At 71.2% G+C, this 23051-nt stretch carries 24 protein-coding genes; 14 read left to right on the top strand and 10 right to left on the bottom strand.

Features of this window, described 5'->3' with window-relative positions:
- The first annotated feature begins 107 nt into the window (after window positions 1–107).
- From gap to DAETH_RS07820, 6 genes are all read left to right on the top strand, one after another.
- Window positions 108–1103 carry a type I glyceraldehyde-3-phosphate dehydrogenase gene (gene gap, locus DAETH_RS07845; RefSeq protein ID WP_264774344.1) on the top strand — a complete coding sequence of 332 codons (996 nt, stop codon included), beginning with the start codon at window positions 108–110 and terminating at the stop codon, window positions 1101–1103.
- Window positions 1104–1186: 83 nt separating this feature from the next.
- A complete protein-coding gene (locus DAETH_RS07840) occupies window positions 1187–2356 on the top strand; it encodes a phosphoglycerate kinase (protein ID WP_264774343.1) in 1170 nt (389 codons plus the stop codon).
- A 101-nt stretch (window positions 2357–2457) separates the two neighbouring features.
- Window positions 2458–3198, top strand: a complete 741-nt coding sequence (gene tpiA, locus DAETH_RS07835) for a triose-phosphate isomerase (RefSeq protein WP_264777354.1) — start codon at window positions 2458–2460, stop codon at window positions 3196–3198.
- A 173-nt stretch (window positions 3199–3371) separates the two neighbouring features.
- Entirely contained in the window at window positions 3372–4715 is a 1344-nt protein-coding gene (gene asnS, locus DAETH_RS07830; protein WP_264777353.1) for an asparagine--tRNA ligase, read from the top strand.
- 31 nt (window positions 4716–4746) lie between these two features.
- Complete coding sequence (locus tag DAETH_RS07825) at window positions 4747–5634, top strand: PhzF family phenazine biosynthesis protein (protein WP_264777352.1); 888 nt, start codon at window positions 4747–4749, stop codon at window positions 5632–5634.
- A gap of 60 nt (window positions 5635–5694) precedes the next feature.
- Entirely contained in the window at window positions 5695–6489 is a 795-nt protein-coding gene (locus DAETH_RS07820; protein ID WP_264777351.1) for a Cof-type HAD-IIB family hydrolase, read from the top strand.
- Window positions 6490–6498: 9 nt separating this feature from the next.
- Here the strand turns inward: DAETH_RS07820 and DAETH_RS07815 are convergent, their stop codons facing one another.
- Window positions 6499–6720, bottom strand: coding sequence for a hypothetical protein (locus DAETH_RS07815; protein ID WP_264777350.1), 222 nt, complete (start codon window positions 6718–6720; stop codon window positions 6499–6501).
- A gap of 42 nt (window positions 6721–6762) precedes the next feature.
- Window positions 6763–7023 carry a hypothetical protein gene (locus DAETH_RS07810; RefSeq protein WP_264777349.1) on the bottom strand — a complete coding sequence of 87 codons (261 nt, stop codon included), beginning with the start codon at window positions 7021–7023 and terminating at the stop codon, window positions 6763–6765.
- 171 nt (window positions 7024–7194) lie between these two features.
- Between DAETH_RS07810 and DAETH_RS07805 the strand changes: the two genes are divergently transcribed.
- Window positions 7195–7509: a hypothetical protein gene (locus DAETH_RS07805; protein ID WP_264777348.1), complete on the top strand. Its 315-nt coding sequence runs from the start codon at window positions 7195–7197 to the stop codon at window positions 7507–7509.
- A gap of 22 nt (window positions 7510–7531) precedes the next feature.
- Here the strand turns inward: DAETH_RS07805 and DAETH_RS07800 are convergent, their stop codons facing one another.
- Window positions 7532–8152: a class I SAM-dependent methyltransferase gene (locus tag DAETH_RS07800; RefSeq protein WP_264777347.1), complete on the bottom strand. Its 621-nt coding sequence runs from the start codon at window positions 8150–8152 to the stop codon at window positions 7532–7534.
- A 58-nt stretch (window positions 8153–8210) separates the two neighbouring features.
- Window positions 8211–9290, bottom strand: coding sequence for a calcium/proton exchanger (cax, locus tag DAETH_RS07795; RefSeq protein WP_264777346.1), 1080 nt, complete (start codon window positions 9288–9290; stop codon window positions 8211–8213).
- A 98-nt stretch (window positions 9291–9388) separates the two neighbouring features.
- Between cax and recG the strand changes: the two genes are divergently transcribed.
- From recG to DAETH_RS07780, 3 genes are all read left to right on the top strand, one after another.
- A complete protein-coding gene (gene recG, locus DAETH_RS07790) occupies window positions 9389–11728 on the top strand; it encodes an ATP-dependent DNA helicase RecG (RefSeq protein ID WP_264777345.1) in 2340 nt (779 codons plus the stop codon).
- A gap of 101 nt (window positions 11729–11829) precedes the next feature.
- Entirely contained in the window at window positions 11830–12057 is a 228-nt protein-coding gene (locus DAETH_RS07785; protein WP_264777344.1) for a hypothetical protein, read from the top strand.
- Between the two features lie 206 nt (window positions 12058–12263).
- Window positions 12264–13109 (top strand): SDR family oxidoreductase, encoded by an 846-nt coding sequence (locus tag DAETH_RS07780; RefSeq protein WP_264777343.1) that lies wholly within the window; start codon window positions 12264–12266, stop codon window positions 13107–13109.
- Between the two features lie 52 nt (window positions 13110–13161).
- Here the strand turns inward: DAETH_RS07780 and DAETH_RS07775 are convergent, their stop codons facing one another.
- From DAETH_RS07775 to rsmA, 4 genes are all read right to left on the bottom strand, one after another.
- Window positions 13162–14700, bottom strand: a complete 1539-nt coding sequence (locus DAETH_RS07775; RefSeq protein WP_264777408.1) for a gamma-glutamyltransferase family protein — start codon at window positions 14698–14700, stop codon at window positions 13162–13164.
- A 53-nt stretch (window positions 14701–14753) separates the two neighbouring features.
- Window positions 14754–15368 carry a hypothetical protein gene (locus DAETH_RS07770; RefSeq protein WP_264777342.1) on the bottom strand — a complete coding sequence of 205 codons (615 nt, stop codon included), beginning with the start codon at window positions 15366–15368 and terminating at the stop codon, window positions 14754–14756.
- 63 nt (window positions 15369–15431) lie between these two features.
- Entirely contained in the window at window positions 15432–16364 is a 933-nt protein-coding gene (locus DAETH_RS07765) for a carbohydrate kinase family protein (protein ID WP_264777341.1), read from the bottom strand.
- 98 nt (window positions 16365–16462) lie between these two features.
- Window positions 16463–17314 (bottom strand): 16S rRNA (adenine(1518)-N(6)/adenine(1519)-N(6))-dimethyltransferase RsmA, encoded by an 852-nt coding sequence (gene rsmA / locus DAETH_RS07760; protein WP_264777340.1) that lies wholly within the window; start codon window positions 17312–17314, stop codon window positions 16463–16465.
- Between the two features lie 81 nt (window positions 17315–17395).
- Between rsmA and DAETH_RS07755 the strand changes: the two genes are divergently transcribed.
- The 4 genes from DAETH_RS07755 to DAETH_RS07740 are packed head-to-tail and all read left to right on the top strand — an operon-like array spanning window position 17396 to window position 21135.
- On the top strand, window positions 17396–18244 hold the full coding sequence (locus DAETH_RS07755) for a tetratricopeptide repeat protein (RefSeq protein ID WP_264777339.1): 849 nt from the start codon (window positions 17396–17398) through the stop codon (window positions 18242–18244).
- A gap of 1 nt (window position 18245) precedes the next feature.
- Window positions 18246–19751 carry an NAD(P)H-hydrate dehydratase gene (locus DAETH_RS07750; RefSeq protein ID WP_264777338.1) on the top strand — a complete coding sequence of 502 codons (1506 nt, stop codon included), beginning with the start codon at window positions 18246–18248 and terminating at the stop codon, window positions 19749–19751.
- Window positions 19752–19765: 14 nt separating this feature from the next.
- Entirely contained in the window at window positions 19766–20467 is a 702-nt protein-coding gene (locus DAETH_RS07745) for a DUF4388 domain-containing protein (RefSeq protein ID WP_264777337.1), read from the top strand.
- Between the two features lie 59 nt (window positions 20468–20526).
- Complete coding sequence (locus tag DAETH_RS07740; protein ID WP_264777336.1) at window positions 20527–21135, top strand: GNAT family N-acetyltransferase; 609 nt, start codon at window positions 20527–20529, stop codon at window positions 21133–21135.
- Between the two features lie 9 nt (window positions 21136–21144).
- On the opposite strand, the gene DAETH_RS07735 is transcribed toward DAETH_RS07740, so the two are convergent.
- Together DAETH_RS07735 and DAETH_RS07730 are read right to left on the bottom strand one after the other, a co-directional pair.
- Complete coding sequence (locus DAETH_RS07735; protein WP_264777335.1) at window positions 21145–22008, bottom strand: DUF2167 domain-containing protein; 864 nt, start codon at window positions 22006–22008, stop codon at window positions 21145–21147.
- 110 nt (window positions 22009–22118) lie between these two features.
- Complete coding sequence (locus DAETH_RS07730; RefSeq protein WP_264777334.1) at window positions 22119–22937, bottom strand: AAC(3) family N-acetyltransferase; 819 nt, start codon at window positions 22935–22937, stop codon at window positions 22119–22121.
- Window positions 22938–23051 lie beyond the last annotated feature (114 nt).

The following is a 23051-nucleotide window of genomic DNA, read 5'->3' as shown; positions in this document are numbered from 1 at the left end:
TTGGTGTCCAGAACACACGAAGGCGGGGGTGGGAGGTCTGGGTTACACTCGCCCATGCGTGGTGCGTCCGCGAGGGGCGGGCGGCCCGAACATTGAGGAGGGCTCATATGAAGGTAGGCATCAACGGGTTCGGCCGCATCGGGCGTCTGGTCTTCCGCAATCTGGTCGAGCGGGGCGTGGAGGTCGTGGCGATCAACGACCTGACCGACAACAAGACGCTGGCGACCTTGCTGAAGTACGACTCGACGGCGGGCCGCTTTCCGGGCACCGTGGAGTACGACGAGGAGGCTCTGACCGTCAACGGGCAGCGCATCGCCGCGCTCGCCGAGCGTGACCCCGCCGCGATTCCCTGGGGGCAACTCGGGGCCGACATCGTGATCGAGTCGACCGGCATCTTCACCGACCGCGAGGGGGCGAGCAAGCACCTTCAGGGCGGGGCGAAGAAGGTCATCATCACCGCGCCCGCCAAGAACGAGGACTTCGCGGTCGTGCTGGGCGTGAACGAGGGGGACTACGACCCCCAGAACCACAACATCATCTCCAACGCGAGCTGCACCACGAACTCGCTGGGCGCCCCGATGAAGGTGCTCGACGAGGCGTTCGGCATCGAGAAGGCGATCATGACAACCGTCCACTCGTACACGAACGACCAGCGGGTGCTCGACCTCCCGCACAAGGACCTGCGCCGCGCCCGTGCCGCCGCCGTGAACATCATCCCGACCTCGACGGGGGCGGCCAAGGCCGTGTCGCAGGTGTACCCCAAGCTCAAGGGCAAGTTCGACGGCACCTCGCTGCGGGTACCCACCCCCGTCGGCTCGATCAGCGACGTGACCGTGATCCTGGGCCGCGACGTGACCGTGCAGGAGGTCAACGACGTGTTCCGCCAGGCCGCCGAGGGCCAGTACAAGAACATCATCCGCTACACGGAAGACCCCATCGTGCTGCAAGACATCGTGGGCGACCCGCACTCGGCGATCATCGACGGCGGCCTGACGATGGCGATGGGCAATCTGGTGAAATTCTTCTCCTGGTACGACAACGAGTGGGGCTACTCCAACCGGATCGCCGACCTCGTGCAGATGGTGCAGGAGAAGGGCGTCTAAGGAGCTGTCCGTGGTCAGCCGTCAGCTCTCAGCACTTTTGGCTGATCGCTGACGGCCGATTGCTGAAGGCTCAAGGAGGAAAGATGCGAACCCTCGACCAACTGGACACCCGGGGCAAGCGCGTCCTCGTGCGGGTGGACTACAACGTGCCCGTCAAGGACGGGGTGGTGCAGGACGATACGCGCGTCACGGCGAGCCTGCCGACGCTGCAAAGGCTGCTGGACGGCGGCGCGTCCGTGGTGCTGATGAGCCACTTCGGGCGACCGAAGGGGGGGCCGGAGGAGAAGTACAGCCTGCGGCCCGTGGCCCCGGTGGTGGAGCAGGCTCTCAAACGCGATGTGAGGTTCATCGGCTCGCTGCCGTCGAGCGAGGAGACGCTGCGGGAGGTGCAGGCCCTCCAACCTGGTGAGGTCGCCCTGCTGGAGAACGTGCGCTTCGAGGCGGGGGAGGAGAAGAACGACCCCGAACTTGCTCAGAAGTTCGCGCGGCTGGGGGACGCCTTCGTACTCGACGCCTTCGGGAGCGCGCACCGGGCGCACGCGTCGGTGAGCGGGGTGGCCGAGTATCTGCCCCACGCGGCGGGCCTGCTGCTCCAGACGGAAGTGGAGGCTTTAACGCGGCTGCTGGAGAACCCGGCGCGGCCCTACGTGGTGATCATCGGCGGGGCGAAGGTCAGCGACAAGATCAAGGTGATCGAGAACCTGCTGCCCCGGGTGGACCGGATGCTGATCGGCGGCGGGATGGCCTACACCTTCATCAAGAGCCAGGGCGGGCGGATCGGCGATTCGATTCACGAGGACGACCAGTTGGGGCTTGCCCGGCGGCTGCTGGACGAGTACGGCGAGAAGATCATGCTCCCGGTGGACGTGATCGCCGCCGACCGCTTCGCCGAGGACGCGCAGACGCAGGTCGTCCCGAGTGACGCGATTCCCGACGGCTGGCAGGGGCTGGATGCCGGGCCGGAGACGGTGCGGGCGTACACGGAGGCCTTGCAGGGCGCGAAGACCGTCTTCTGGAACGGGCCGCTCGGCGTCTTCGAGTTCCCGGCCTTTGCGGGGGGCACGAACGCGATTGCAAGGGCCGTCGCGGAACTGGGCGAGGGCGCCTACACGGTGATCGGCGGCGGCGACTCGGTGAGTGCGATCAACAAGAGCGGGCAGCAGGGGCGGGTGAGCCACATCAGCACGGGCGGTGGGGCGAGCCTGGAGTTGCTCGAAGGCCGCACGCTGCCGGGTGTGGAAGCGATGAAGTGAGAGCGGGCAGTGGTCAGCTTTCAGCGATCAGCGACATCAAGCAAAAGCTTGCGCCTGCTGAAAGCCGATGGCTGAGAGCTGACCGCTTCCCAGGAGGAACCATGACCAGACCCAGAACCCTGCTCGCCCTCAACTGGAAGATGAACAAGACGCCCACCGAGGCGAAGGCGTGGGCGCGCGACCTCGCAGGGGAGTTCACGCGGGGCGCCGCCGAACTCGCGGTGATGGCCCCGGCGATCAGCCTGCCCGGTCTCAAGGAGACGCTGCCCGGCGGGGTGGACGTGGGTGGGCAGGACGTGTCGCCGCACGAGTCGGGGGCGTACACGGGCGAGATCAGCGCGGGGATGCTGCGGGACGTGAACGCGACGTACGTGGTCGTCGGGCACTCCGAGCGGCGCGAGTACCACGGGGAGACGGACGTGCTGGTGGCGGCCAAGGCGCGGCAGGCACAGGCGCACAATCTGACCCCCATCGTCTGCGTCGGCGAGGGGCTGGACGTGCGCGAGCGCGGGGAGCATGTCACTCACACGCTCGCCCAGTTGCGCGGCAGCCTGGAGGGCGTGGGCGAGAATGTGGTGGTGGCCTACGAGCCGGTGTGGGCCATCGGCACGGGCAAGACAGCCACCGCCGAGGACGCGGAGGAACTCGCCGCCGCCATCCGGGAGGCGCTGCGGGAGCTGTACGGCGAGGTGGCCGAGAGCCTGCGCGTTCTGTATGGCGGCAGCGTGAAGCCCGACAACATCGCGTCCATCTGCGCCCAACCCAACGTGAACGGGGCGCTCGTGGGTGGCGCGAGTTTGAAGGTGGCGGACGTGATTGGGATGAACGACGCGCTGAGGTAGGCCGGACCTCTCCCCTATCGCGCTTGAGGTGGGGGAGAGTCGCCGTTCTAGATAAGTGAGATTTTTCTTTAATTACGGAGATTGTAAAAATTTTCTCGTTCGACCTCCTCTCCATCCGGGCAACAGCCGCAGAGAGACCAGGCCGCCCTTACCCTCCCCGTATACTTCCGCTCATGTCATCCCCCAGCACCCTTCATGACCTCAAGGCTCATGTCGGCGAGACGGTCACGGTCCACGCCTGGCTCACCGACAAGAGCGGCAAGGGCAAGCTTCAATTCCTCAAATTGCGCGACGGCACGGGCTTCGTCCAGGCCACCGTCTTCAAGAACGACGTCTCGGAGGACGTGTTCGAGACGGCCAGGCGGCTCTCGCAGGAGCAGGCCGTCACGGTGACGGGCGAGGTGCGGGCGGACGAGCGGGCACCGGGCGGGGTGGAACTGGGCGTGCGAGACCTCGTGGTGATCTCGGAGAACCCGGCGGAGTACCCCATCACGCCGAAGGAGCACGGGATCGAGTTCCTGCTCGACCACCGGCACCTGTGGCTGCGGCACCGCCGCCCGTGGGCCGTGCTGCGGGTGCGCGACTGCGTGCAGCGGGCGATTGTCGATTTCTTCCACGGGGAGGGCTTCGTGCGGTTCGACGCCCCCTTCTTCACCCCGAACGCGGCGGAGGGGACGACCGAACTCTTCGAGATCGACCTCTTCGGCGAGGACAAGGCGTACCTCTCGCAGACGGGGCAACTCCACGCGGAGGCGGGGGCGCTCGCCTTCGGGAAGGTGTACACCTTCGGGCCGACCTTCCGGGCGGAGAAGAGCAAGACACGGCGGCACCTGCTGGAGTTCTGGATGGTGGAGCCGGAGGTGGCGCCGAGCGACCACGGGGAGAATATGGCGTTGCAGGAGCGGTTCGTCTCGTTCCTCGTGCGCCGCGCGCTGGAGGAATGCGGGAACGAGCTGGAGACGCTGGGGCGCGACGTGGAGAAGCTGCGCCCCGCCGCTTCAGGCAACTACCCGCGCGTGACATACACGGAGGCGCTGGAGATCATCCAGCGGCACATCGAGGAGGGGGACCTGCCGCCGAACGTTCAGGCCGACGTGCAGGCCGTGGAGTGGGGGGACGACCTGGGCGCCCCGCACGAGACGATCCTGGGCTCTCACTTCGACCGGCCCGTGATCGTCGAGAAATACCCGGCGGCGATCAAGGCGTTCTACATGCAGCCGGACGCGGAGGACCCGCGCCTGGCCCTGTGCGACGACATGATCGCGCCCGAGGGGTACGGCGAGATCATCGGCGGCTCGCAGCGCATCCACGACTACGACCTGCTGAAGTCGCGGATCGAGCACGAGGGGCTGCCCCTGGAGGCCTTCGAGTGGTACCTCGACCTGCGGCGGTTCGGGAGCGTGCCGCACGCGGGCTTCGGGATGGGGCTGGAGCGGGCGGTCGCGTGGATCACCGGGATCGACCATATCCGCGAGGCGATTCCCTTTCCCCGGATGCTGACGCGGATGGTGCCGTGAGGGGCCGCCACGGCTGCGCTAGATTGGCCGCATGATCGCCTACAGCGAGGTGAGTGCCTTCACCGACACGCCGGGGCAGGGCAACCGGGCGGGGGTCGTCCTGGGGGCCCAGGAGCTGACCGAAGCCGAGATGCAGGCCCTGGCCGCCTTTCTGGAAGCACCCGAGACGGTGTTCGTGACCCGGATGGGGGGCGGGCGAGTGCGGGTGCGCTACTTCACGCCGACCCAGGAGATCGAGTTCTGCGGGCACGCGACGGTGGCGCTGGGGCTGACGCTCGCGCAGCGGGGACACTGGACTCAGGGTGACCTCATGCTGGAGACGCTGGTGGGGCGCATTCCGCTCTCCCTCGACACCGAGGCGGGGGTGCCGACGCGGGTATGGATGGAGCAGCGGGGGTTGGAAACGCGCCCCGCCGCGCGTGAGGTGCGGCGGGAACTCGCCGAGGCGCTGGGGGTGGACGAGCGGATGATCCACCGGGGGCTGCCGCTGGCGGCGGCGAGCACGGGGCTGTGGAGCGTGTTCGTGCCGCTCCTCGACCCCCTGATCCTCGACGGGCTGGAGCCGGACCTCCACCGTATCCACCTGCTGTCGGACGCGCTGGGGGTCGTCAGCGTGTACGCCTACGCGCCGATGGGGGTCAACCGCTTCGCCGCGCGGAACTTCGCGCCCGCCGTCGGCATCCCGGAGGACCCGGTGACGGGCAGCGCGGCGGGGGCGCTGCTGGCGCTGCTCGCCCGTGAGGGACGCCTTCCCGTGCGCGGCGACCGGGCCTGCGGGGTGGTGTACCAGGGGCACGCCATCGGCTCCCCCGGCGAGGTGGAGGTCGAGGTGACGCTCGCCGGGCAGACGGTGACGGGCATTCGCGTCGGGGGCTGCGCCACCCTCGACCGCGAGGGGCACTGGACGCCGGGGCGGTAACCGCGACCTGTTCAAGTCCCGCGCCCGGTCACGCGGGGGGCGGAGCGTACACTGCCCCGGATGTTGGGACTCATCTGTGTGGACGTGGACGGCACCCTGATCGGGACGGGGAACACCGTGCGGGAGGACGTGTGGGCAGCGCTGGCGGACGCGAGGGCGCGGGGAGTACGCGTCGCCCTGTGCAGCGGGCGGCCCGCCTTTGGCAACGCGCTGGGCTACGCGCGGCGGCTCGACCCGGACGGCTGGCACGTCTTCCAGAATGGGGCCTCCACCGTGAACGTGGGAAGCGGCGAGAGCCTCAGCGAGCCGCTGCCGGAGGGGCCGCTCACCGCCCTGCTCGCCCGGGCCCGCGAGACCGGGCGGCTTCTGGAGGTGTACACCGACGACGACTTCGGGATCACTCACCCCGGTGAACTCGCGCGGCGGCACGCGGACCTGCTGGGGGTGCCGTACACGCCGAAGGACCCGGAAACGCTGCTGGGCACCCGGGTCCGCGCCCAGTGGGTCGTGCCGCACGGGGAGGCCGCCGGGGTGCTGGCCGAGGCCTCCCCCGGGCTGGACGTGCACCCGGCGGGGAGCCCGGCGATGCCAGGTACCCTCTTCATCAGCCTGACGCGCGCGGGCATCGGCAAGGGGAGCGCGGTCGCCCTGATCGCCGCCGAGTACGGGCTGCCCCTCTCGCGGGTCATGATGGTGGGCGACGGCCACAACGACGTGACCGCCATGCGCGTCGTCGGCCACCCGGTGGCGATGGGCAACGCGGACGCCGAGGCGCGGGCCGCCGCGCGGTATCACGTCGCCCACGTGGACGAGGGGGGGCTGGCCCAGGCGGTGGGGCTGGCGCTGACGCTGTAGCCGCGCGGCCTAGTTCTGGAGGCGGCCCTGCATGACGCTCTCCACCGCTTTCCGCGCCCCCTCCAGGTACGGCGCGGCGGCGGCCCCGACGAGGCCGAGGTCACTCAGGTAGAGTTCGGCCTGCATCATCCCCACGTCGAGGGCCTCCTCGTGCGAGCGGTTCTGGGTCAGCGAGATGAAGTACCAGGTCGCGCTGACCTGACGCACCGAGGCGTAAATCATGTTGTCCACGGCTCCTCCTTGGGGAACAGGCAGGGTGAGGGGCGCGGGGGATCAGGCACGCGGGAGAAAGGCGAGGTGGCCCTCGAAGAGGCGCAGGCTGAACTTCCTGGGCTTTTTCTCGACGAGCGTGCCCCGCATCGGCCCGTGCTGGGTATTCACCTGCACGTCACACTGCCCGCCGTTCCGGGCACACGCCTCACCCAGCGCCTCGATGTCGGTCTCCAGGGTGCCCTTGGGGAGGCTCGTGAACTCGGCGAGGATGGTCAGGCGTTTGTTGGGCGCGACGTGGTAGTTGCCCTCGAGGGTCAGCATTCTTCTACCTTAGGCGGTCTGCCCGCCCGCGAATGGGGCTCCCGACCTTTACCTCTCGTTGGGGAGGCGGCCTTTCTCGCGTGCACCTTCCCATCATGAGCGCGTGGGAGGGTGAGGGGAGGCGGCCACCTGTATTCACCTGACCTCGCCGCCCCGAAAGCAGAGGCCCGCATGATTCCCGGCACCTTGACCCTGAGATGGATGCCCGGCACCACCGACCGCGTGCACTTCGATAAGAGCGGTCGCACCTTTACCGTCATGCTCAAAGACGTGCAGCACGTCAACGTCCACTCCCTCAGCCCCCTGTACCTGCGGGGCCGCGTGACCCTGCCCGTGACCCCGGCGCACCTCTCGGACCTGATGGGACCGCTGCGCCAGCATGTGACGCCCCGCGTGCCCGGCACGAACCGCGCCGCCTGGGTGGACGGGGGTGGCCGCGCAGGGGACGAGCCCGGGGACGGGACCGAACCGGAAGAGAGGTCTTGACCCGTTCGCCGACGCCCGCCGGTTACCGGGAAGCGTTCGGCTCCGCCCCGGCGCGCACGCCGTGGGCCAAACCGCCGCGCCAGAACAGGTCGATGCGGAAGGGCCGCGCCGTCACCCCGCCGAACCCAGCGGCTTCCAACAGCCTGCCCATCCCCGGCACCGTGTACACCCGCACGAGTTCGCGGTCGTTGAGCGAGACGAGCCGGGTGAAGCCGGGCAGGCCGTTCGGCACGTAGTCCTGAAGGACAAGGGTGCCCCCGGGCCGCAACACCCGCCGCCACTCCCGCAGGGCGACCGCCGGGTCGGCGAGGTAGTGCAGGACGTTCAGGCAGGTCAGGGCGTCCACCGAGGCGTCCGGCAGCGCGAGAGTTTCGGCGGGGGAGGCGAGGAGCGTCACGCCCCGCCCGGAGAGGGTGCGGGCCGCCACCTCGCGCATGCCCGCGCTGGGTTCGGCGCCCACGAGCTGAGCCTGTGGAAAGCGTTCGCGGGCGAGCGCGAGCAGGGTGCCCGTGCCGCAGCCCACGTCGAGCAGGGTGCCGGTCCCCGGGGGCGGCAGCACGTCCAGCACCTCGCGGGCCGTTCGCCGGGCGTAGCGGCCCCACAGGCGGTCGTAACTCGCGGCGAGGCGGTCGTAGGCTCCCATAGCCCCGAGGGTAACCCGGGGGGCGGCGAGTTCGCTCCCGGCGCCAGTCTCCCCCGCCTCACTCCACGGGGTAGAAGAACACCGCGAAGCCCAGGATCAGGTACACGCTCAGCAGCAGCAGGCCCTCCAGCCAGTTCGTCTCCGCATCGCGCACGACGCTGTTGGCGATGATCACCGCCCCGAAGATGGCGACGAGTTCGAGGGGCGTGACGACGAGGTTCATGGGCTGCCCGACGACCAGCCCGGCGAGCACGAGCAGCGGCGCGACGAGCAGGGCGACCTGCACGGTCGAGCCCAGGCTGATCGTCATGGAGAGGTCCATCTTGTTTCTCAGGGCGAACATGACGGCGGCGGCGTGCTCGGCGGCGTTGCCGATAATCGGGATCAGGATCAGGCCGACGAAGAACTCGGTGAGGCCGAGGCTGGCGGTGGCGGCCTCCAGCGTGCCCACCAGGAATTCGGACATGAAGGCGACGGCGACGGTGGCCCCGGCGAGGGTGGTCACGGCGCGCGGCACGCTCCAGAGGGGGCCGTCATGCTCGTCGTGGGCGCCCTCGTCGTCGGCGGTGGAGAGGATGTCCTTGTGACTGACCAGCGTGAAGTAGATGTAGCCGACGTAGACGAGGATCAGGACGACGGCGGCGGCGTCGCTGAGGCTCACATCGAGGGCGGCGACGCGCTCGGGGGCGACCGCGCGGGCGGCGAGGTCGAAGACGGTGGGGATCATCAGGGCGAGCACGCTGATGACGAGCAGGCTGGAGATAGTACCCGCCGACTTGAGGTTGAAGCGCTGCTCTTTGAACTTCAGGCCGCCCAGCAAGACGGCCAGGCCCATCACCAGGAGCAGGTTGCCCAGGATCGAGCCCACGATGCTCGCCTTGACGACCTCCAGCTTGCCCGCCGACAACGCGAAAAAGGCGATGATCAGCTCGGTCGCGTTGCCGAAGGTGGCGTTCAGGAGCCCGCCCACCGTGCTCCCCGTCCGCACCGCGAGCTGCTCGGTCGCCTGACCCATGATGCCCGCCAGGGGCACGATGGCGAGGGCCGCGCTGACGAAGATCAGGGTGGGGCTTCCACCCGTGACCTCCAGAAAGACCGCGACCGGCAGGAAGATCAGCAAGGCGTTCAGCCACTTCATGCGGGGCAGTGTACCGGGGGGTGAGGGCAGTCACCTTCACGCGGCCTGGGGAGAGGGCCACGAAGCGCGGTGGCCTGCTCTGGTAGCCTGCGCGGGGTATGGCGACGGTCGCGGAGATGCGGGAGAGGCTGAGGCGTCCGCTCGCGGCGGAACTCGCCTCGGGCTGCGCCGACCGGGTGGTCTCGGGCGGGGTGGAGAAGTTGCTCGCGTCCCCGCTGGCGAGCCCCTTCCCCGTCGTGCGCGAGGCGCTGCGAGGGTACGCGGGGTTGGACGCGGTTCGGCGGGAGCAGGCGCTGAAGACGGCGCTGGCGTCCCTCGGCGGGCAGGAGAAGGAGAAGGCGGCGCCACGTCCTCCTCTGCGGCAGGCCGTCCCCACGGCGGACCCCGGCGAACGGCTTCCCGTCGACGCCGAGATCACGCGGCTGGACACCGGGCCCGGTGGCGCCCGCAAGCTCCAGGCGCTCGGCCTGCACGCCCTGCGCGACGTGCTGCACGCCTACCCGCACCGCCACGAGGACCGCCGCGCCCTGCCCGACCTGTCTACGGTCGAGGAGGGGCAGAAGGTGACGGTCGAGGGCCGGGTGGTGTCCAAGGCCCGCCGCACGCCGAGGCCGAACCTGCTGGTGTTCGACGTGACGCTGGAGACGCCCTCGGGCGGGCGGGTGCGGGCGTCGTGGTTCAACCAGCCGTGGGTGGAGCGGCACCTCAAGGACGGCGCGCGGCTGGTGCTGACGGGGCGGGTCAAGAAGTTCGGTCGCAGCGTGCAGCTCGGCGTCGAGCACCTGGAGACGGTGGAGGACGCGCAGGGCAGCCTTAGCACGGGGCGGATCGTCGGGGTGTACGACTCGAAGGACGGCATCAGCCAGGAGTTCCTGCGGCGGGCGGCTCATCGCGCCCTGCAAGCGGCGCCGTTCGACGACTACCTCCCCGCCCACTGGCGGCAGAAGTACGGGCTGACCGACCTCGCGGACGCGCTGTGGGGCATCCACTTCCCGACGGACGAAGGCCATCTGGAGCGGGCGACGAACCGGCTGCGGTTCGACGAGTACCTCTTTCTGGAACTGCGCGTGCTGTTGCAAGGCGAAGACGCCGTGCTCCTCGGCAAACGCTTCCAGGCGACGGGCGAGGACATCGCGCGCTTCGAGACGGCCCTCCCCTTCTCGTTCACGAACGCCCAGCGGCGGGTGCTGCTGGAAATCACCGACGACATGCGCAGCGAGCGGCAGATGGCGCGGCTGGTGCAGGGGGACGTGGGGAGCGGCAAGACGGCGGTGGCGGCGTGTGCACTGTACCTCGCCGTGCGGGACGGGTATCAGGGGGCGCTGATGGCCCCGACCGAGATTCTGGCGCGGCAGCATTACACGAACCTCATCGGCTACCTCTCCAAGCTCGACGTGCGGGTCGGCCTGCTGATCGGGGCGATGACCCCGAAGGTCAAGCTGGAAATGCAGACGCGCATCGCCGAGGGGGACGTGGACGTGGTGGTGGGCACCCAGGCCCTCATTCAGGAGAACGTGCGCTTCGACAACCTGGGGCTCGCCGTGGTGGACGAGGAGCACCGCTTCGGGGTGATGCAGCGGCGCAGGTTGCTCGCGGGACGCCCGGACGTGCTCGTCATGTCGGCGACGCCGATTCCGCGCAGCCTCGCGCTCACGGCGTATGGGGACCTCGAACTCTCCATCATCGACGAGTTGCCGCCCGGCCGCACGCCGGTCGAGACGAAGCTGATTCAGGACACGCACCGTCAGCAGGCGTACGGCTTCGTGATGCGGCAGATTCGGGAGGGACGGCAGGCGTTCGTGGTGACGGCGCTGATCGAGGAGAACGAGAACCTGGAGGCGCTGGCGGCGACGCAACTCGCGGACGACCTCAAGGTGATCCTGCCGGAGGCGCGCATCAATCTGCTGCACGGCAAGATGAGCGCCGCCGAGAAGGAGTACGTGATGGACCGCTTCCGTGCGGGCGAGTTCGACGTGCTGGTCTCCACCACCGTGATCGAAGTGGGGGTGGACGTGCCCAACGCGACGGTGATGGTGATCGAGAACGCCGAGCGGTTCGGGCTCTCGCAGCTTCACCAGCTCCGGGGGCGGGTGGGGCGCGGCAGCGCGCAGAGCTACTGCGTCCTGATCGCGGGGGAGCACTCCAAGAAGACCCGGCAGCGCCTCAAGATCATCGAGGGCTCGACGGACGGCTTCGTCATCGCGGAGGCGGACCTCAAGCTGCGCGGCCCGGGCGAGATTCGCGGCACCCGGCAGAGCGGTATCCCTGACCTCAGACTTGGCGACCTCTCCAGCGACGTGGAAATTATCGAGCGGGCACGCGAACTCGCCAAGCACATCCTGGCGCACGACCCACGGCTGGAGCACCCGAGGTTGCAGTACCTGAGAAGCGAGCTGCAAAACCGCAGTCAGAGTGTGGCCTTCCGCGAGGTGATCTGACGTGGGGGCAGCTTTCGGGGAAAGACTGGGCGCGGCTGGGGCGGCTTGAGCGTCCCTACGAGCCTCTTACAGAGGAGCAGGCAGCAAGGTTCGCGGCGGAGTTGCGTGGGGAGGTCAGCAAGGGGCACATCCTGCACAACGTCCACATCCAATTCCTTGCCCGGCGCGTAGGTCACGACGACTTTCTGGCCTACGCACCCGAACTCGAAACGCCGTGGGTCGGCGTCGATCTGACGTGGCTGGATGCGAGACACGGGAAGGCAGAGCGCCCGCCCTGGCCCTCCACGCACCTCTACCCGAGCCTCGAAGCCTTCTTCATGGAGCGATGAAACCTCCCCCCGTCGTGCCTGACATGTGACAACTCTGTGACACCCCTCTTCATACACTGGGGTCATCAGCGCAACACAACCAAGCGGGCCGGGTGAAGCTCGCGCGCCGGAAGGCTGGCTCCACGCGGGTCAGCCTTACCTTTTTGGGGGGAGACATTGTCTTTACGCTTGCCGCACCCTTCAAAGGTCACTCCTATGCTGGCGGGATGACGCAGGATATGGACGGAAAAACGGTGCTTGTCACGGGCGCGACGAACGGGATCGGTCTGGTGACGGCGCGGGAGCTGGCGCGGATGAGCGCGCGGGTGGTGATCGTGAGCCGCGACCCCGAGAAGACGGCGCGCGTGGCGGAGGAGGTGGGCGCGGCAGACTTCCTGGTCGCCGACCTGTCGGAACTCGCGCAGGTGCGCCGGGCCGCCGCCGAGTTCCGGGAGCGGGAAGGCAGGCTCGACGTGCTGATCAACAACGCGGGAGCCTACTACGCAAGGAGGCAGGAGACGCGCGAGGGGATCGAGACGACGTGGGCCCTCAACCACCTGGCGGCCTTCCTGCTCACCCGTGAGTTGCTGCCCCTGCTGCGGGGGACGCCGGGGGCACGGGTGGTGACGGTTTCCTCGGAGGCGCACCGCTTCGGGCGGATTCGGTTCGACGACCCGGAGTTCCGGCGCGGGTACAACGGGTGGCGGGCGTACGGGCAGAGCAAGCTGGCGAACGCCCTCTTCGCACGGGAACTGGCGCGGCGTGAGCCCGGCCTTCAGAGCAACGCCCTGCACCCCGGCATGGTGCGGACGGGCTTCGGGCACAACAACGGGGGGCAGACCAGCCTGCTGTGGAGCGTTGTGGACCGCTTCGCCATCAGCCCCGAGCAGGGTGCGCGGACGAGCCTCCGCCTCGCCAGCGATCCCGCCATCACCGTCAGCGGGCGGTACTTCGCCAAGGAACGCGAGGCCCGCCCCGCCCCTCAGGCCCTCGACGACGGGGCGGCGCTGCGGCTGTGGGAGCTGAGCGAGGAGTACGTGGGGGGCGGCTGGGGCGCCGTGAGTGGGAAGTAGTAAGTGGTCAGTGGACTCGATCTTTTCCCACTGACCACTCACCACGAACCACTTACCAGAGGGCGACGTGCCCGTCCGTCCGGCTCTCCGTCCCGCCCTCCAGCACGCCGGTCTCCGGGTTGCGGCGGATGATCTGGCCCCGGCCGAAGGAGCCCGCCTCAAGCTGCACGCGCACGTCGTGGCCGCGTGCGGCGAGGGCGCGGGAAACCCCGGCGCCGAGCGTGTACTCGACCTCCACCGCCTTGCCCGTCAACCACTGCCAGCGCGGCGCGTCGAGGGCCTGCTGGGGGTTCATGCCGTAGCGGACCATGTTGAGCACGACCTGGAGATGACCCTGGGGCTGCATGAAGCCGCCCATCACGCCGAAGGGGCCGACCGGGGTGCCGTCGGCGCGGGAGAGGAAGCCGGGGATGATGGTGTGGTAGGGCCGCTTGCCGGGCGCGAGGACGTTGGGGTGGGTGGGGTCGAGGCTGAAGTTGTGCCCCCGGTTGTGCAGGGCGATCCCGGTGCCGGGCACGACCACGCCGCTCCCGAAGCCCATGTAGTTGCTCTGGATCAGGCTGACCATGCCGCCTTCCCCGTCGGCGGCGGCGAGGTAGACGGTCCCGCCCGTGCCCGGCGCGCGGGTAGCGGGGTCGTGCGCCGTGTCACCGAGGAAGGCGCGGTGGTCGGCGGTGTTCTCCGAACCGAGCAGGCGCTCCACGTCGACCGGAACGTGACGGGGGTCGGCCACGAAGGCGTGCGCGTCGTGGAAGCCGCGCTTCATCGCCTCGATCTGGAGGTGAAGGCCGTCCGGGTCCTCGCGCAGGTCGGGGAGGTCCAGGCCGTTCAGCACGTTCAGGGCGATCAGGGCCGCGATGCCCTGACCGTTCGGCGGAATCTCGTGGACGAGGTGGTCGCCGTACCTCGCCCCAATGGGCGTGACCCACTCGGAGCGGTGGGCGGCGAGGTCGGAGGCCCGCAGCAGGCCGCCGGTCGCGCGGGCATGGGCGTCGATACGTTCGGCGAGGTCGCCCTCATAGAAGGCCGCGCCGTGGGTGGCGGCGATGGCCTCCAGGGTGCGGGCGTGGTCCTCGCTCCGCCACAGGTGACCGGGGGCGGGGGTGAAGCCGTCCGGGGCGAAGACGCGGAACCACTCCTCCAGGATGGGGAGGTTCAGGCGACGGTAGATGCTGACGGCCCGCGCCCAGTTCGCGGCGAGGACGGGCGAGAGGGGATAACCGTCCCGCGCGTAGGAAACGGCGGGGGCGAGCACCTGCTCGAAGGGCAGGCGTCCGAAGCGGGCGTGGAGGTCGGCCCAGCCGCGCACCGCGCCGGGAACGGTGACGGGGAGCCAGCCGTGGCGGGGCATCTCGCTGCCCCCGAGAAGGTCCAGGGAGAGGGCGGCGGGGGCGGCGCCGCTCGCGTTCAGGCCGTGCAGTTCGCCCCCCGCCCAAAGAAGCGCGAAGAGGTCTCCGCCGATGCCGTTGCTCGTCGGCTCGACCACCGTCAGGGCGGCGGCGGTGGCGACGGCGGCGTCCACGGCATTGCCCCCGGCCTGGAGGATGCCCAGACCCGCCTGAGCCGCGAGCGGCTGCGAGGTCGCCACCATCCCCCGCCCGGCGTAGACGGGGCGGCGGACGGTGGGGTATTCGGGATGGAAGCTCACGCCCGTCCCTCCAGGAAGAGGCGCCCCACCTCACGGATGAAGGCGTCGCGGCGCTCCAGCTCCTCGGCGGTGTACCGTTCGCGCAGGACGCGGCCCTTGAAGTCGGCCACGCTCTCCCCCGCCGGGACGGGCCAGGTTTCGAGGGGCGTGCAGGCGAGGGCCTGATCCTGCCCCCACACCCAGTCCGGGTTGACGGGGAGACCGGTCCCGGCGGCCCCCAGCGGCCAGGTGGCGTCCACGACCATGTCTCCCTGGGGCGCGTGGACGATCAGGTAGTTGTGCACGTCCACGACGGGCCGATTGCCGCTCAGGGCGAGTAGTTCGGGTGGGGCGCCGGGGGGCGGGGTGATCTCCTGGGTGCAGGCGACGACGGTGCTGGGGACGCCTCGCTCGGCGAGGAGGGCGGCGAGGAGTTCGTGCTTGGTGGAGCAGGTGCCGCGCCACTCGCGGACGATGCCCGCCGGGTCGTGGGTGCTCGCCCGGGCGTAGGGCAGGTCGCGCACGAGGGCGAACGCCTCGGGGACGCTCGGGAGGGGGGCTGCCGGGTCACGCAGACCCCGGGCGGCGGCCTCCTCGTGGAGCAGGCGGGTGAGGGGGAGGTCGGCGGTCATGGGGGGCAGGGTAACGCAAGCACGCCCCAGCCTGTGGGGGCCGGGGCGCAGGTGAGGAAAGGCTCAGCGGCCCAGCGCCCGTTCGAGGTCGGCGGGGGTGATGGGCCGGGCCTGGGCGCCGAAGCGGGTGGCGGCGAGGGCCCCGGCGGCGTTCGCGGCGCGGGCGGCCTGGGCGAGGGGCAGGCCCGTCAGGGCCGCGTGCGCGAAGGTGGCGGTGAAGGTGTCGCCCGCGCCGGTGGAGTCGACGACCTGCCCCTCGGGCGGCACGGCGTCCACGAGTTCGGTCTCCTCGGGGGACCAGACGATGCTGCCCATGCGGCCCACCTTGACGACCACCCGGCGGGCCCCCGCCTCCCCCAGCCGGGCGAGCGCCGCGCTGATGCTCGCGGTGCCGGTCAGCGCGAGGAGTTCGTGCTGATTGAGGGTGAGGTAGTCGGCCGCGATCACGTCGGCCATCAGCCGGGTGCCCACCTTGTTCACGGCGCCGGTGCCGAGGTCGATGAAGACGGGGACGGGCTTTTTCGCCCCCCGCGCGATCTCGATGGCCCTCAGGGCGTAGTCGCGCTGAGGCCCCTCCGTGAGGCTGTAGGCGCTGATGACCACCGCGTCGGCGCCCTCGATGTCCTTTTTCTTGAGCCTCGCCGGGTCGAGCTGGCGGTTGGCGGCCCCGTGGCTGATCATGGCGCGCTGGCCGTCGGGGGTCTGCATCACCGTGATCGTGCTCGTGAGGTGTTCGGGGTCCTGCTGGATGGCCGTTTGCAAGACGCCGCTCTCGCGCACGCGCCCGAGGGCGTACTCGGCGAAGGGGTCCTGGCCCACCCGGGCGGCGAGGGTGACGGTGTGGCCGAGTCTTGCCAGGGTCACCGAGATCGTGCCGCCCGCACCGCCGGGTTCCATCGTGGCGCGGGTGGGCGAGACCTCCTGGCCGGGGGCCGGGATGCGGTCGAGGTGATAGAGGTGGTCGACGGTCACGTCGCCGATGACGAAAAACTTCACGGAAAAACCTCCGGGCCGCGTACCTGGCCCTTGAATGCGTCCCCCCCGGACGGCACGGCACGTCCCTTGACGGAGGACCAGCGTTTGTGACGCGGTTCCTACCGTACCACGCCCAGCCGCGCGGCAAGGGCGTGCAGATCGGAGAGCGGCACGTCCTCGGCCCGCACGTCCGCGCGCAACCCCACCCCGGCCAGGGCCGCGTCGATGGCCGCCCCCTCCAGCCCGGTCATCCGGAGGTTGTTGCGCAGCGTCTTGCGGCGGTGATGCAGGGCCGCCTCCACGAACCGCAGGAGGGCGGGATCGGGCAGGGGCCGCGAGCGGTCGAAGTCGAGCCGCAAGACGCTGCTCGTCACGTCGGGGGCGGGGAGGAAGGCCCCCCTGGGCACGTCACGCACGTGACGAACCGTGCCGTGCAGGGCGGCGAGCGCGCTCAGGAAGCCGTAGTCGTCGTCGCCGGGGTGGGCGGCGAGTCGCCCGCCCACCTCCTTCTGCACAAGGACGGTGGCGGAGACGATGGGGGCGGCGTGCATGAAGCGCGCCAGGAGCGGCCCGGTGATGTAGTACGGCAGGTTGGCGATCACCCGCGTGCCGGGGGCAAGTGTGGCGTAGTCGAAGTCGAGGGCGTCGCCCCAGACCACGTTCACGCCCAGCCCGGCGAGCGTCTCGGCGAGGACGGGTTTCAACCGCTCGTCCTTCTCCAGCGCGGTGACGTGCGCGCCGCGCGAGGCGATCTCGCGGGTGAGCACGCCCAGGCCGGGGCCGACCTCCAGCACGGGCACACCGGGAGCGGCGCCGCCCGCGTCGGCGATGAGCCGCAGGATGTTGCCGTCGATCAGGAAGTTCTGGCCGAGACTCTTGGTAGGCCTCAGACCGTGGCGGGTGAGGAGTTCGCGCACCCGGGCGGGCGAGTACAGCGGGGCGGGGGGAGAAGGGGCGTCGGGTTGGGTCACAGGGGTACTCTCCGCGCCGGGCCCCCGCACCAAAAGCAGGCGGAAACATGGGGCGCTGGGGCGGGTCAGTATACTCCGCGCATGACGGACTCCGCCCACTCCCCGGGCCCGAACGCGACCACCCCGCCGGACTGGGCCGCGTTCGCGCGGGCGGGCGAGTGGCGCCGTGCCCTCGCCGCCGCGCGGGTCACGGGCGCTCCTCCCGAACTGACCGAGGCGCTGGAGGCCGTCTTGAGCGTGCAGGAGGGGGTGCGCGCCCGGCGCTCCCCGCAGGTGCGGCGGGCCCTGGGCAGACTGGAGGAGGCGCTGGGGGCGCTCGTTGCCCGTGGGCTGGGCGGCGAGCGGGCGCTGCTCGACACGCTCGTCTCGCCCCGGGGCCTGGAGGGCGCGCTGGCCTGCCTGGAGGGGCTGGGGCGCGGCACGGGCGGGGAGACGGAGACGGAGGCGCTGCGCGAACGGCTGGCCCCGGCGCTCGCCCACCCCCTGACCCGGGCGGAGGCGCTGAACGCGCTGGGGGTGCTGCACGCGCTGCGGGAGGAACCGGGGGAGGCGCGGGCCTGCTTCGAGGAGGCGCAGGCCGCCGACCCGGGGCACTACCGGGCCCTCACGAACCTGGGAAACCTCGACCTGGAGGCGGGGCGGGCGGCCCAGGCCGAGGCGCGCTACCGCGAGGTGCTGCGGCTGAACCCCGACTTCGACGGGGCGCACCACAACCTGGGGGTGGCGCTGCGGCGCCAGGGCCGGGTCCACGAGTCGGTGGGCTCGATCCGCCGCGCCCAGCGCCTGGGCGTACGGCGCTCGCAGGAGGACACCCGCGAGGAGATGCGCGAGGGGTTTCGCAGGGACGCGCGGTTGCGGACCGTCCGCGTGGTGCTGCTGGTGCTGGCGGTCCTCGTCCTCTTCCTCGTCGTGCGCGGGGCGGTGGGCTAGCGTGCCCGACTTCGTGCTGTCCCCCGGGGGCGTGCGGGCGGTGGACGCGCGGCTCACGGCGGCCGGTCTCCTCGACCTGGCGATGGAGGAGGCGGGGCGGGCGGTGGCGGACGTGGTGCACGCGCGCTTCCCGGCGGCACGGGTGCTGCTCCTCGCGGGCGGCGGGGCGAACGGCGGGGACGCCCTCGTCGCGGCCCGGCACCTCGCGGCGCTGGGGCAGCCGGTGCGGGTCCTCGCCGCGCCCGCCTCGCACCCGCTGACCGTCCTGAACCGGGACCGGCTGGGGGCGTTCGGCGTCGTGCCGGGGCCGCTGACCGGGGAGGAGGTCGCGCGGGCCGCGCGGGGGGCCGACGTGCTCGTGGACGGCTTGCTGGGGACCGGCTTCGTGGCGCCCCTTCGGCCCGCCCTGGCGGAGGTCGTGGAGGCCGTGAACGCGGCACGGGAGGGGGGCGGGAAGGTGGTCGCCATCGACCTGCCGAGCGGGCTGGACGCGACGCGGGCGGACGCGCCCCCGGCGGCGGTGTGGGCCGACCTCACCGTGACCCTCACGGGGCTCAAGACGGCGCTGCTCTTCGGGTCCGCCGCGCCCCGGGCGGGCGAGGTCGTCCTCGCGCCGCTGCGCCTTCCCCCCGGGTGGGTGCGGGAGGAGGCGCTCGCCTCCCGGCCGACCGACGCCGAGGTCGCCGCCCTGCTGCCCGTGCGCCGCGCGGACGCGCACAAGGGCACGGCGGGGCGGGTGTGGGTGGTCGGGGGGTACCCGGGCACGCTGGGGGCGGCGGCCCTGGCCGGGCTGGGGGCGCTGCGGGCGGGGGCGGGGCTGGTGACTGTCCACTCGGCGGCGGACGTGCCCCTGGTCACGCCGGAGCTGATGGTGCGGCGGCACACGGACCTGGGGAGGTGGCTCGGGGAGGTGACCTCTCTGCCCGACGCCGTGTGTGTCGGCATGGGGTTGGGGCCGGACGCGGCGGCGCTCGCCCGGCGGGTGCTGGGCTGGGGGCTTCCCACCGTCCTCGACGCGGACGCCCTTCAGCCCGAACTGGCCGGGGCGGGGCACGACCGCTGCGTCTGGACCCCCCACCCCGGCGAGGCCGCCCGGCTGCTGGGTCGGGGGACGGGGGAGGTCACGGCCGACCCGCTGGCTGCCGCCCGGGAGTTGCGGGAGCGGTACGGCGGGGTGGTCGTCCTCAAGGGCGGGCCGAGCGTGGTCGCGCACGTGGGGGGGCTGAGCGTGAGCCGGGGCGGGCACCCGGGCATGGCGAGCGCGGGGATGGGCGACACGCTCTCGGGGATCGTCGCCGCGCTCCTGGGGCAGGGGTTGAGTGCTCCGGACGCGGCGGTGGCGGGGGTGCGGCTGCACGCGCGGGCGGGGGAGCGGGCCGGGGAGCGGCACGGGTACGGCCTGATCGCCACGGACGTGAGCGAGGAGATCGGGGGCGCGTGGCTCGACCTGACGCGAGAGGGGCAGCGTGCCGAATTCCGTACGTCGGTGGCGGGCGGGGAGTGGTAGCCTCTGGGGAACAGATGCAGGGCCTCCTTTCCGACCTGCCCCTGCTGGGGGTGCTGGAACTCATCAACGCGACCCGCCAGACGGGCGTTCTCGACGTGCAGGCCGACGTCCCCTACACGGTGGCCTTCGTGGGGGGCGAGATCGTCGGGGGCGGCATCCTCGACTGGCTGGGGGTCGACGCTATCCAGGCGAGCCCACTCCTCCCGGTGGAGGGAAGTTTCGAGTTCACCCCGCGCGGGGTGAAGGGCACGCCGCTCGCCCCATACGGCCACTTCGCCGCCGACTGGGCGCGGGCCAGCGACGAGTGGGAGCAGGTCTGCGCGGTGATCGGCAGCCCCAGCCGGGTCTTCCGGGGCGCCCTGCCGCCCCTGATCGGTCCCGCCGGGCGCAGCGTGCGCGACGCCGCCGAGGGCACGGGCCGCCCGCTGTTCGAGGTCGCGCAGCGGGTCGCCACCGGGGTGCGCGAGGGCCGGGTGGAACCCACCGGGGATTTCGCGTGGTCGACCCTGCGCCTGCAGGCGGGCAGGCCGGACGGGCGCTCCCCGGTCGCGGCGGCCCTCGACGGTCGGCGCAACCTGGGCGAACTCATCGCCGGGGGGCTCGACGTGCGCGAGGTGCGCGAGTACCTCCTGACCCAGATCCGCGCCGGGCTGAGGTTCCCGGGCAGCGGCTGGGTGCTGCGCGACCTGATCTGGGAACAGCAGCACCTGGCCTGAGCGGGGCCGGTCGGGGGGGCGGGTGGCGTCGGGGCCCCTGACCGGCGTTCAATGGGGACGTGTTCGAGATTCGCCCCGCCTCCCCCGCCGACCGGGCGGCCCTGTACCGCATCTGCCTGGAAACCGCCGACAGCGGCGCGGACGCCACCGGGCTCTACCGGGACCCGCTGCTGGTCGGCCACATCTACGCCGGGCCCTACCTGGAGTTCGCGCCGGACTTCGCCTTCGTGCTGAAGGACGGGGCCGGGGTGGGCGGCTACGTGATCGGGGTGCTCGACACGGCGGCCTTCGAGGAGCGGCTGGAGCGCGAGTGGTGGCCCGGTCTGCGCTCGCGGTACCTGGACCCGGCAGACGTGCCGCCCGGGGAGCGCACGCCCGACGAGCGGCTGGCGCACCTCCTCCACCACCCCCAGCGGGCGGATCCCGCCGTGCTCGCGGGCTACCCCTCGCACCTGCATATCGACCTGCTGCCGGGCGCGCAGGGGGAAGGCCACGGGCGCCGGATGCTGGAGCGCCTCTTCACGGCCCTGCGGGAGGCGGGCTCGCCGGGCGTCCACCTGGGGGTGGGGGGACGGAACACGCGCGCCCAGGGCTTCTACCGGCACGTCGGGTTTCGGGAGCTGGCACGATCTCCGAGCGGGGCGATCACGATGGTGCTGGGGCTCTAGCGGGACGGCTCAGGCGCCGCTCCTCCCCCGCCGCAGGAGACGGCCCAGGGTCCCGAAGGCGGCGAGGACCAGCACCCAGGCTTTTTTAAGGAACACGGCGGCGAGACCGAGCAGCCCCACCTTCTTGGCCGCGACCCCGCCGATGAGGGCCGCCACGCCGTACCCGGCCACCCGGTCGGTCCCGGGCTGGAAGTCCTCGTAGCGGCTTCCCGGGTTGAAGCTCACCTGGCGCAGCACGTCCCCCATGTCGGCCTTCACCTGCCCGAGCTGCGACATGCCCGCCACAGCGTTGAGTTCGAGCACCCGGTCGCGTCCCAGGACGCGCACAGCGTAGTTCAGGGTGTGCTCGCCCACCTCCGCCCCGCCCTTCTCCCGGAAGGCGAGTTCCTTGGCCCAGTACAGCTTGTGGGCCTCGCCGTCGTACCGGGGCGTGTCGGCCCAGCCTACGAGTTCGGCGCTGCCGTACCCCGCCGCCTCGCGCCCCGCGTTGCGGTCGCGGGTCTCCCGCTGCATGTTCCGCAGCAACTCGTCGTAGTCGATGCCCCGCGCGTCGTCGTCGGTAACGTGGCCGTCCTCGCTCTGGGTGATCACCACGCCCCAGGAGTTCGGCGCGTCGGGGGCCACGCTCGCGGGCACGATCATCCCCAGGACGTCCGACGCGGCCTCCGGCGGGTTGCCCCATAGGTCCACGAGCACCGTCCGGGCACCCTCCGCGCCTAGGTAACGCAACGCCTGACCTGTCCTCACCGTCGCCTTGCCCCCCAGAAGGGTGATGTTCCCCGTCCGGTAGGTCAGGGTGGGCGCGGGAGCGGTGGTCGCCCCCGCCAGCGAGGCCCACAGGGGGAGGGAAACCGTCAGCCAGAAGGTCTTCATCTCCCTCTCACCGTAACAGGAGAGGGTGGGGGCCTTCGGCACAGTTGCACACCCCCCGGCAGGGGAGGCAGCCTCTCCCCGGCGGGGGCTTTCGACCTACAGTGTGCCGCTCAGGTCAAGGTGCCCGGCAGGGAGCGGAGGTGGGGGCGCGGCGTCAGGCCCTTTTGCCGCACCATCCGCCGGACCTCCTGGCAGCGGCAGCCGGGGGCGGTGCAGAGCAGGAGTTCGGGATCGCGGGTCAGGGCGCCCACAGTGGCGTCCACGAGGTCGCGCACCCGGTAGAGCCGCAGGGTCGAACCGCCCACCCGGGTGGACCGGGCGTGGACGGAGGGCGTCATGCGCTCGAAGTCCGCCGAGCAGTTGGGGAAGGCGGTGGGGAGCACCTGGCCGTTTACGGGCACGTAGCGGGTCAGGAGCGGCATCCCCGCCACATGTTCCCCGAAGTGGATCGTCGTGTTGCTGCCGAAGTCGACGCCCATCAGCAGGGCGTACCCGCCCAGGTCGTACAGGGCGCCGATGGGCTCGTAGGGGCTGTCCAGCGTCTGCACGCCCGTGACGCGCCCCGCCTCCTCGCCCAGCGCGATGAAGCTGAGGGTGGGGTGAAAGCTCCGCACCGCCGACGCGCGCTCCACGAGTTCCTGCGGGACCCGGCCGATGTCGCGGCTCACCCGCGAGTCGCGGTGGAAGCGGGCATGGACGGGCGAGCCCGGGTGGCGCAGCAGGGTGTTGTAGGTGAAGGCGGGGGCGACCAGCGTGGCCGTGCGCGCGACGAGCGTGTCCACGACCGCCCGCGCGCCGCCCTCCATCTGCCCGAAGGACTTCAGGCTCGCGTGGACGATGACGTGCTGCGACCCGTCGAGCCCCAGCTCTCCCAGGCCCTCGTCGAGTTCGGCGGGCGTCACGGGCGGCTTGCGCAGCAGGTTCAGCACTTCATCAGCTTATCAGCCGTCAGCTTTCAGCAATCAGCTAAGAGCACACAGAGGGAAAGCCGCCCAGGCCCGGACGGCTCCCCTGTTGTTGGCTGAGGGCTGAGGGCTGACCGC

The sequence above is a fragment of the Deinococcus aetherius genome (assembly GCF_025997855.1).
Classification (GTDB): Bacteria; Deinococcota; Deinococci; order Deinococcales; family Deinococcaceae; genus Deinococcus; species Deinococcus aetherius.
The sequence above is the reverse complement of the archived record's forward strand: the minus strand, read 5'-3'. Positions and strand labels throughout refer to the sequence as shown.

What these genes read in the sequence shown, in the direction of transcription:
- gap (WP_264774344.1), top strand. Translation starts at nt 108, where the DNA reads ATGAAGGTAGGCATCAACGGGTTCGGCCGCATCGGGCGTCTGGTCTTC.
- DAETH_RS07840 (WP_264774343.1), top strand. Translation starts at nt 1,187, where the DNA reads ATGCGAACCCTCGACCAACTGGACACCCGGGGCAAGCGCGTCCTCGTG.
- tpiA (WP_264777354.1), top strand. Translation starts at nt 2,458, where the DNA reads ATGACCAGACCCAGAACCCTGCTCGCCCTCAACTGGAAGATGAACAAG.
- asnS (WP_264777353.1), top strand. Translation starts at nt 3,372, where the DNA reads ATGTCATCCCCCAGCACCCTTCATGACCTCAAGGCTCATGTCGGCGAG.
- DAETH_RS07825 (WP_264777352.1), top strand. Translation starts at nt 4,747, where the DNA reads ATGATCGCCTACAGCGAGGTGAGTGCCTTCACCGACACGCCGGGGCAG.
- DAETH_RS07820 (WP_264777351.1), top strand. Translation starts at nt 5,695, where the DNA reads ATGTTGGGACTCATCTGTGTGGACGTGGACGGCACCCTGATCGGGACG.
- DAETH_RS07810 (WP_264777349.1), bottom strand. Translation starts at nt 7,023, where the DNA reads ATGCTGACCCTCGAGGGCAACTACCACGTCGCGCCCAACAAACGCCTG.
- DAETH_RS07805 (WP_264777348.1), top strand. Translation starts at nt 7,195, where the DNA reads ATGATTCCCGGCACCTTGACCCTGAGATGGATGCCCGGCACCACCGAC.
- DAETH_RS07800 (WP_264777347.1), bottom strand. Translation starts at nt 8,152, where the DNA reads ATGGGAGCCTACGACCGCCTCGCCGCGAGTTACGACCGCCTGTGGGGC.
- cax (WP_264777346.1), bottom strand. Translation starts at nt 9,290, where the DNA reads ATGAAGTGGCTGAACGCCTTGCTGATCTTCCTGCCGGTCGCGGTCTTT.
- recG (WP_264777345.1), top strand. Translation starts at nt 9,389, where the DNA reads ATGGCGACGGTCGCGGAGATGCGGGAGAGGCTGAGGCGTCCGCTCGCG.
- DAETH_RS07780 (WP_264777343.1), top strand. Translation starts at nt 12,264, where the DNA reads ATGACGCAGGATATGGACGGAAAAACGGTGCTTGTCACGGGCGCGACG.
- DAETH_RS07775 (WP_264777408.1), bottom strand. Translation starts at nt 14,700, where the DNA reads ATGGTGGCGACCTCGCAGCCGCTCGCGGCTCAGGCGGGTCTGGGCATC.
- DAETH_RS07770 (WP_264777342.1), bottom strand. Translation starts at nt 15,368, where the DNA reads ATGACCGCCGACCTCCCCCTCACCCGCCTGCTCCACGAGGAGGCCGCC.
- DAETH_RS07755 (WP_264777339.1), top strand. Translation starts at nt 17,396, where the DNA reads ATGACGGACTCCGCCCACTCCCCGGGCCCGAACGCGACCACCCCGCCG.
- DAETH_RS07745 (WP_264777337.1), top strand. Translation starts at nt 19,766, where the DNA reads ATGCAGGGCCTCCTTTCCGACCTGCCCCTGCTGGGGGTGCTGGAACTC.
- DAETH_RS07735 (WP_264777335.1), bottom strand. Translation starts at nt 22,008, where the DNA reads ATGAAGACCTTCTGGCTGACGGTTTCCCTCCCCCTGTGGGCCTCGCTG.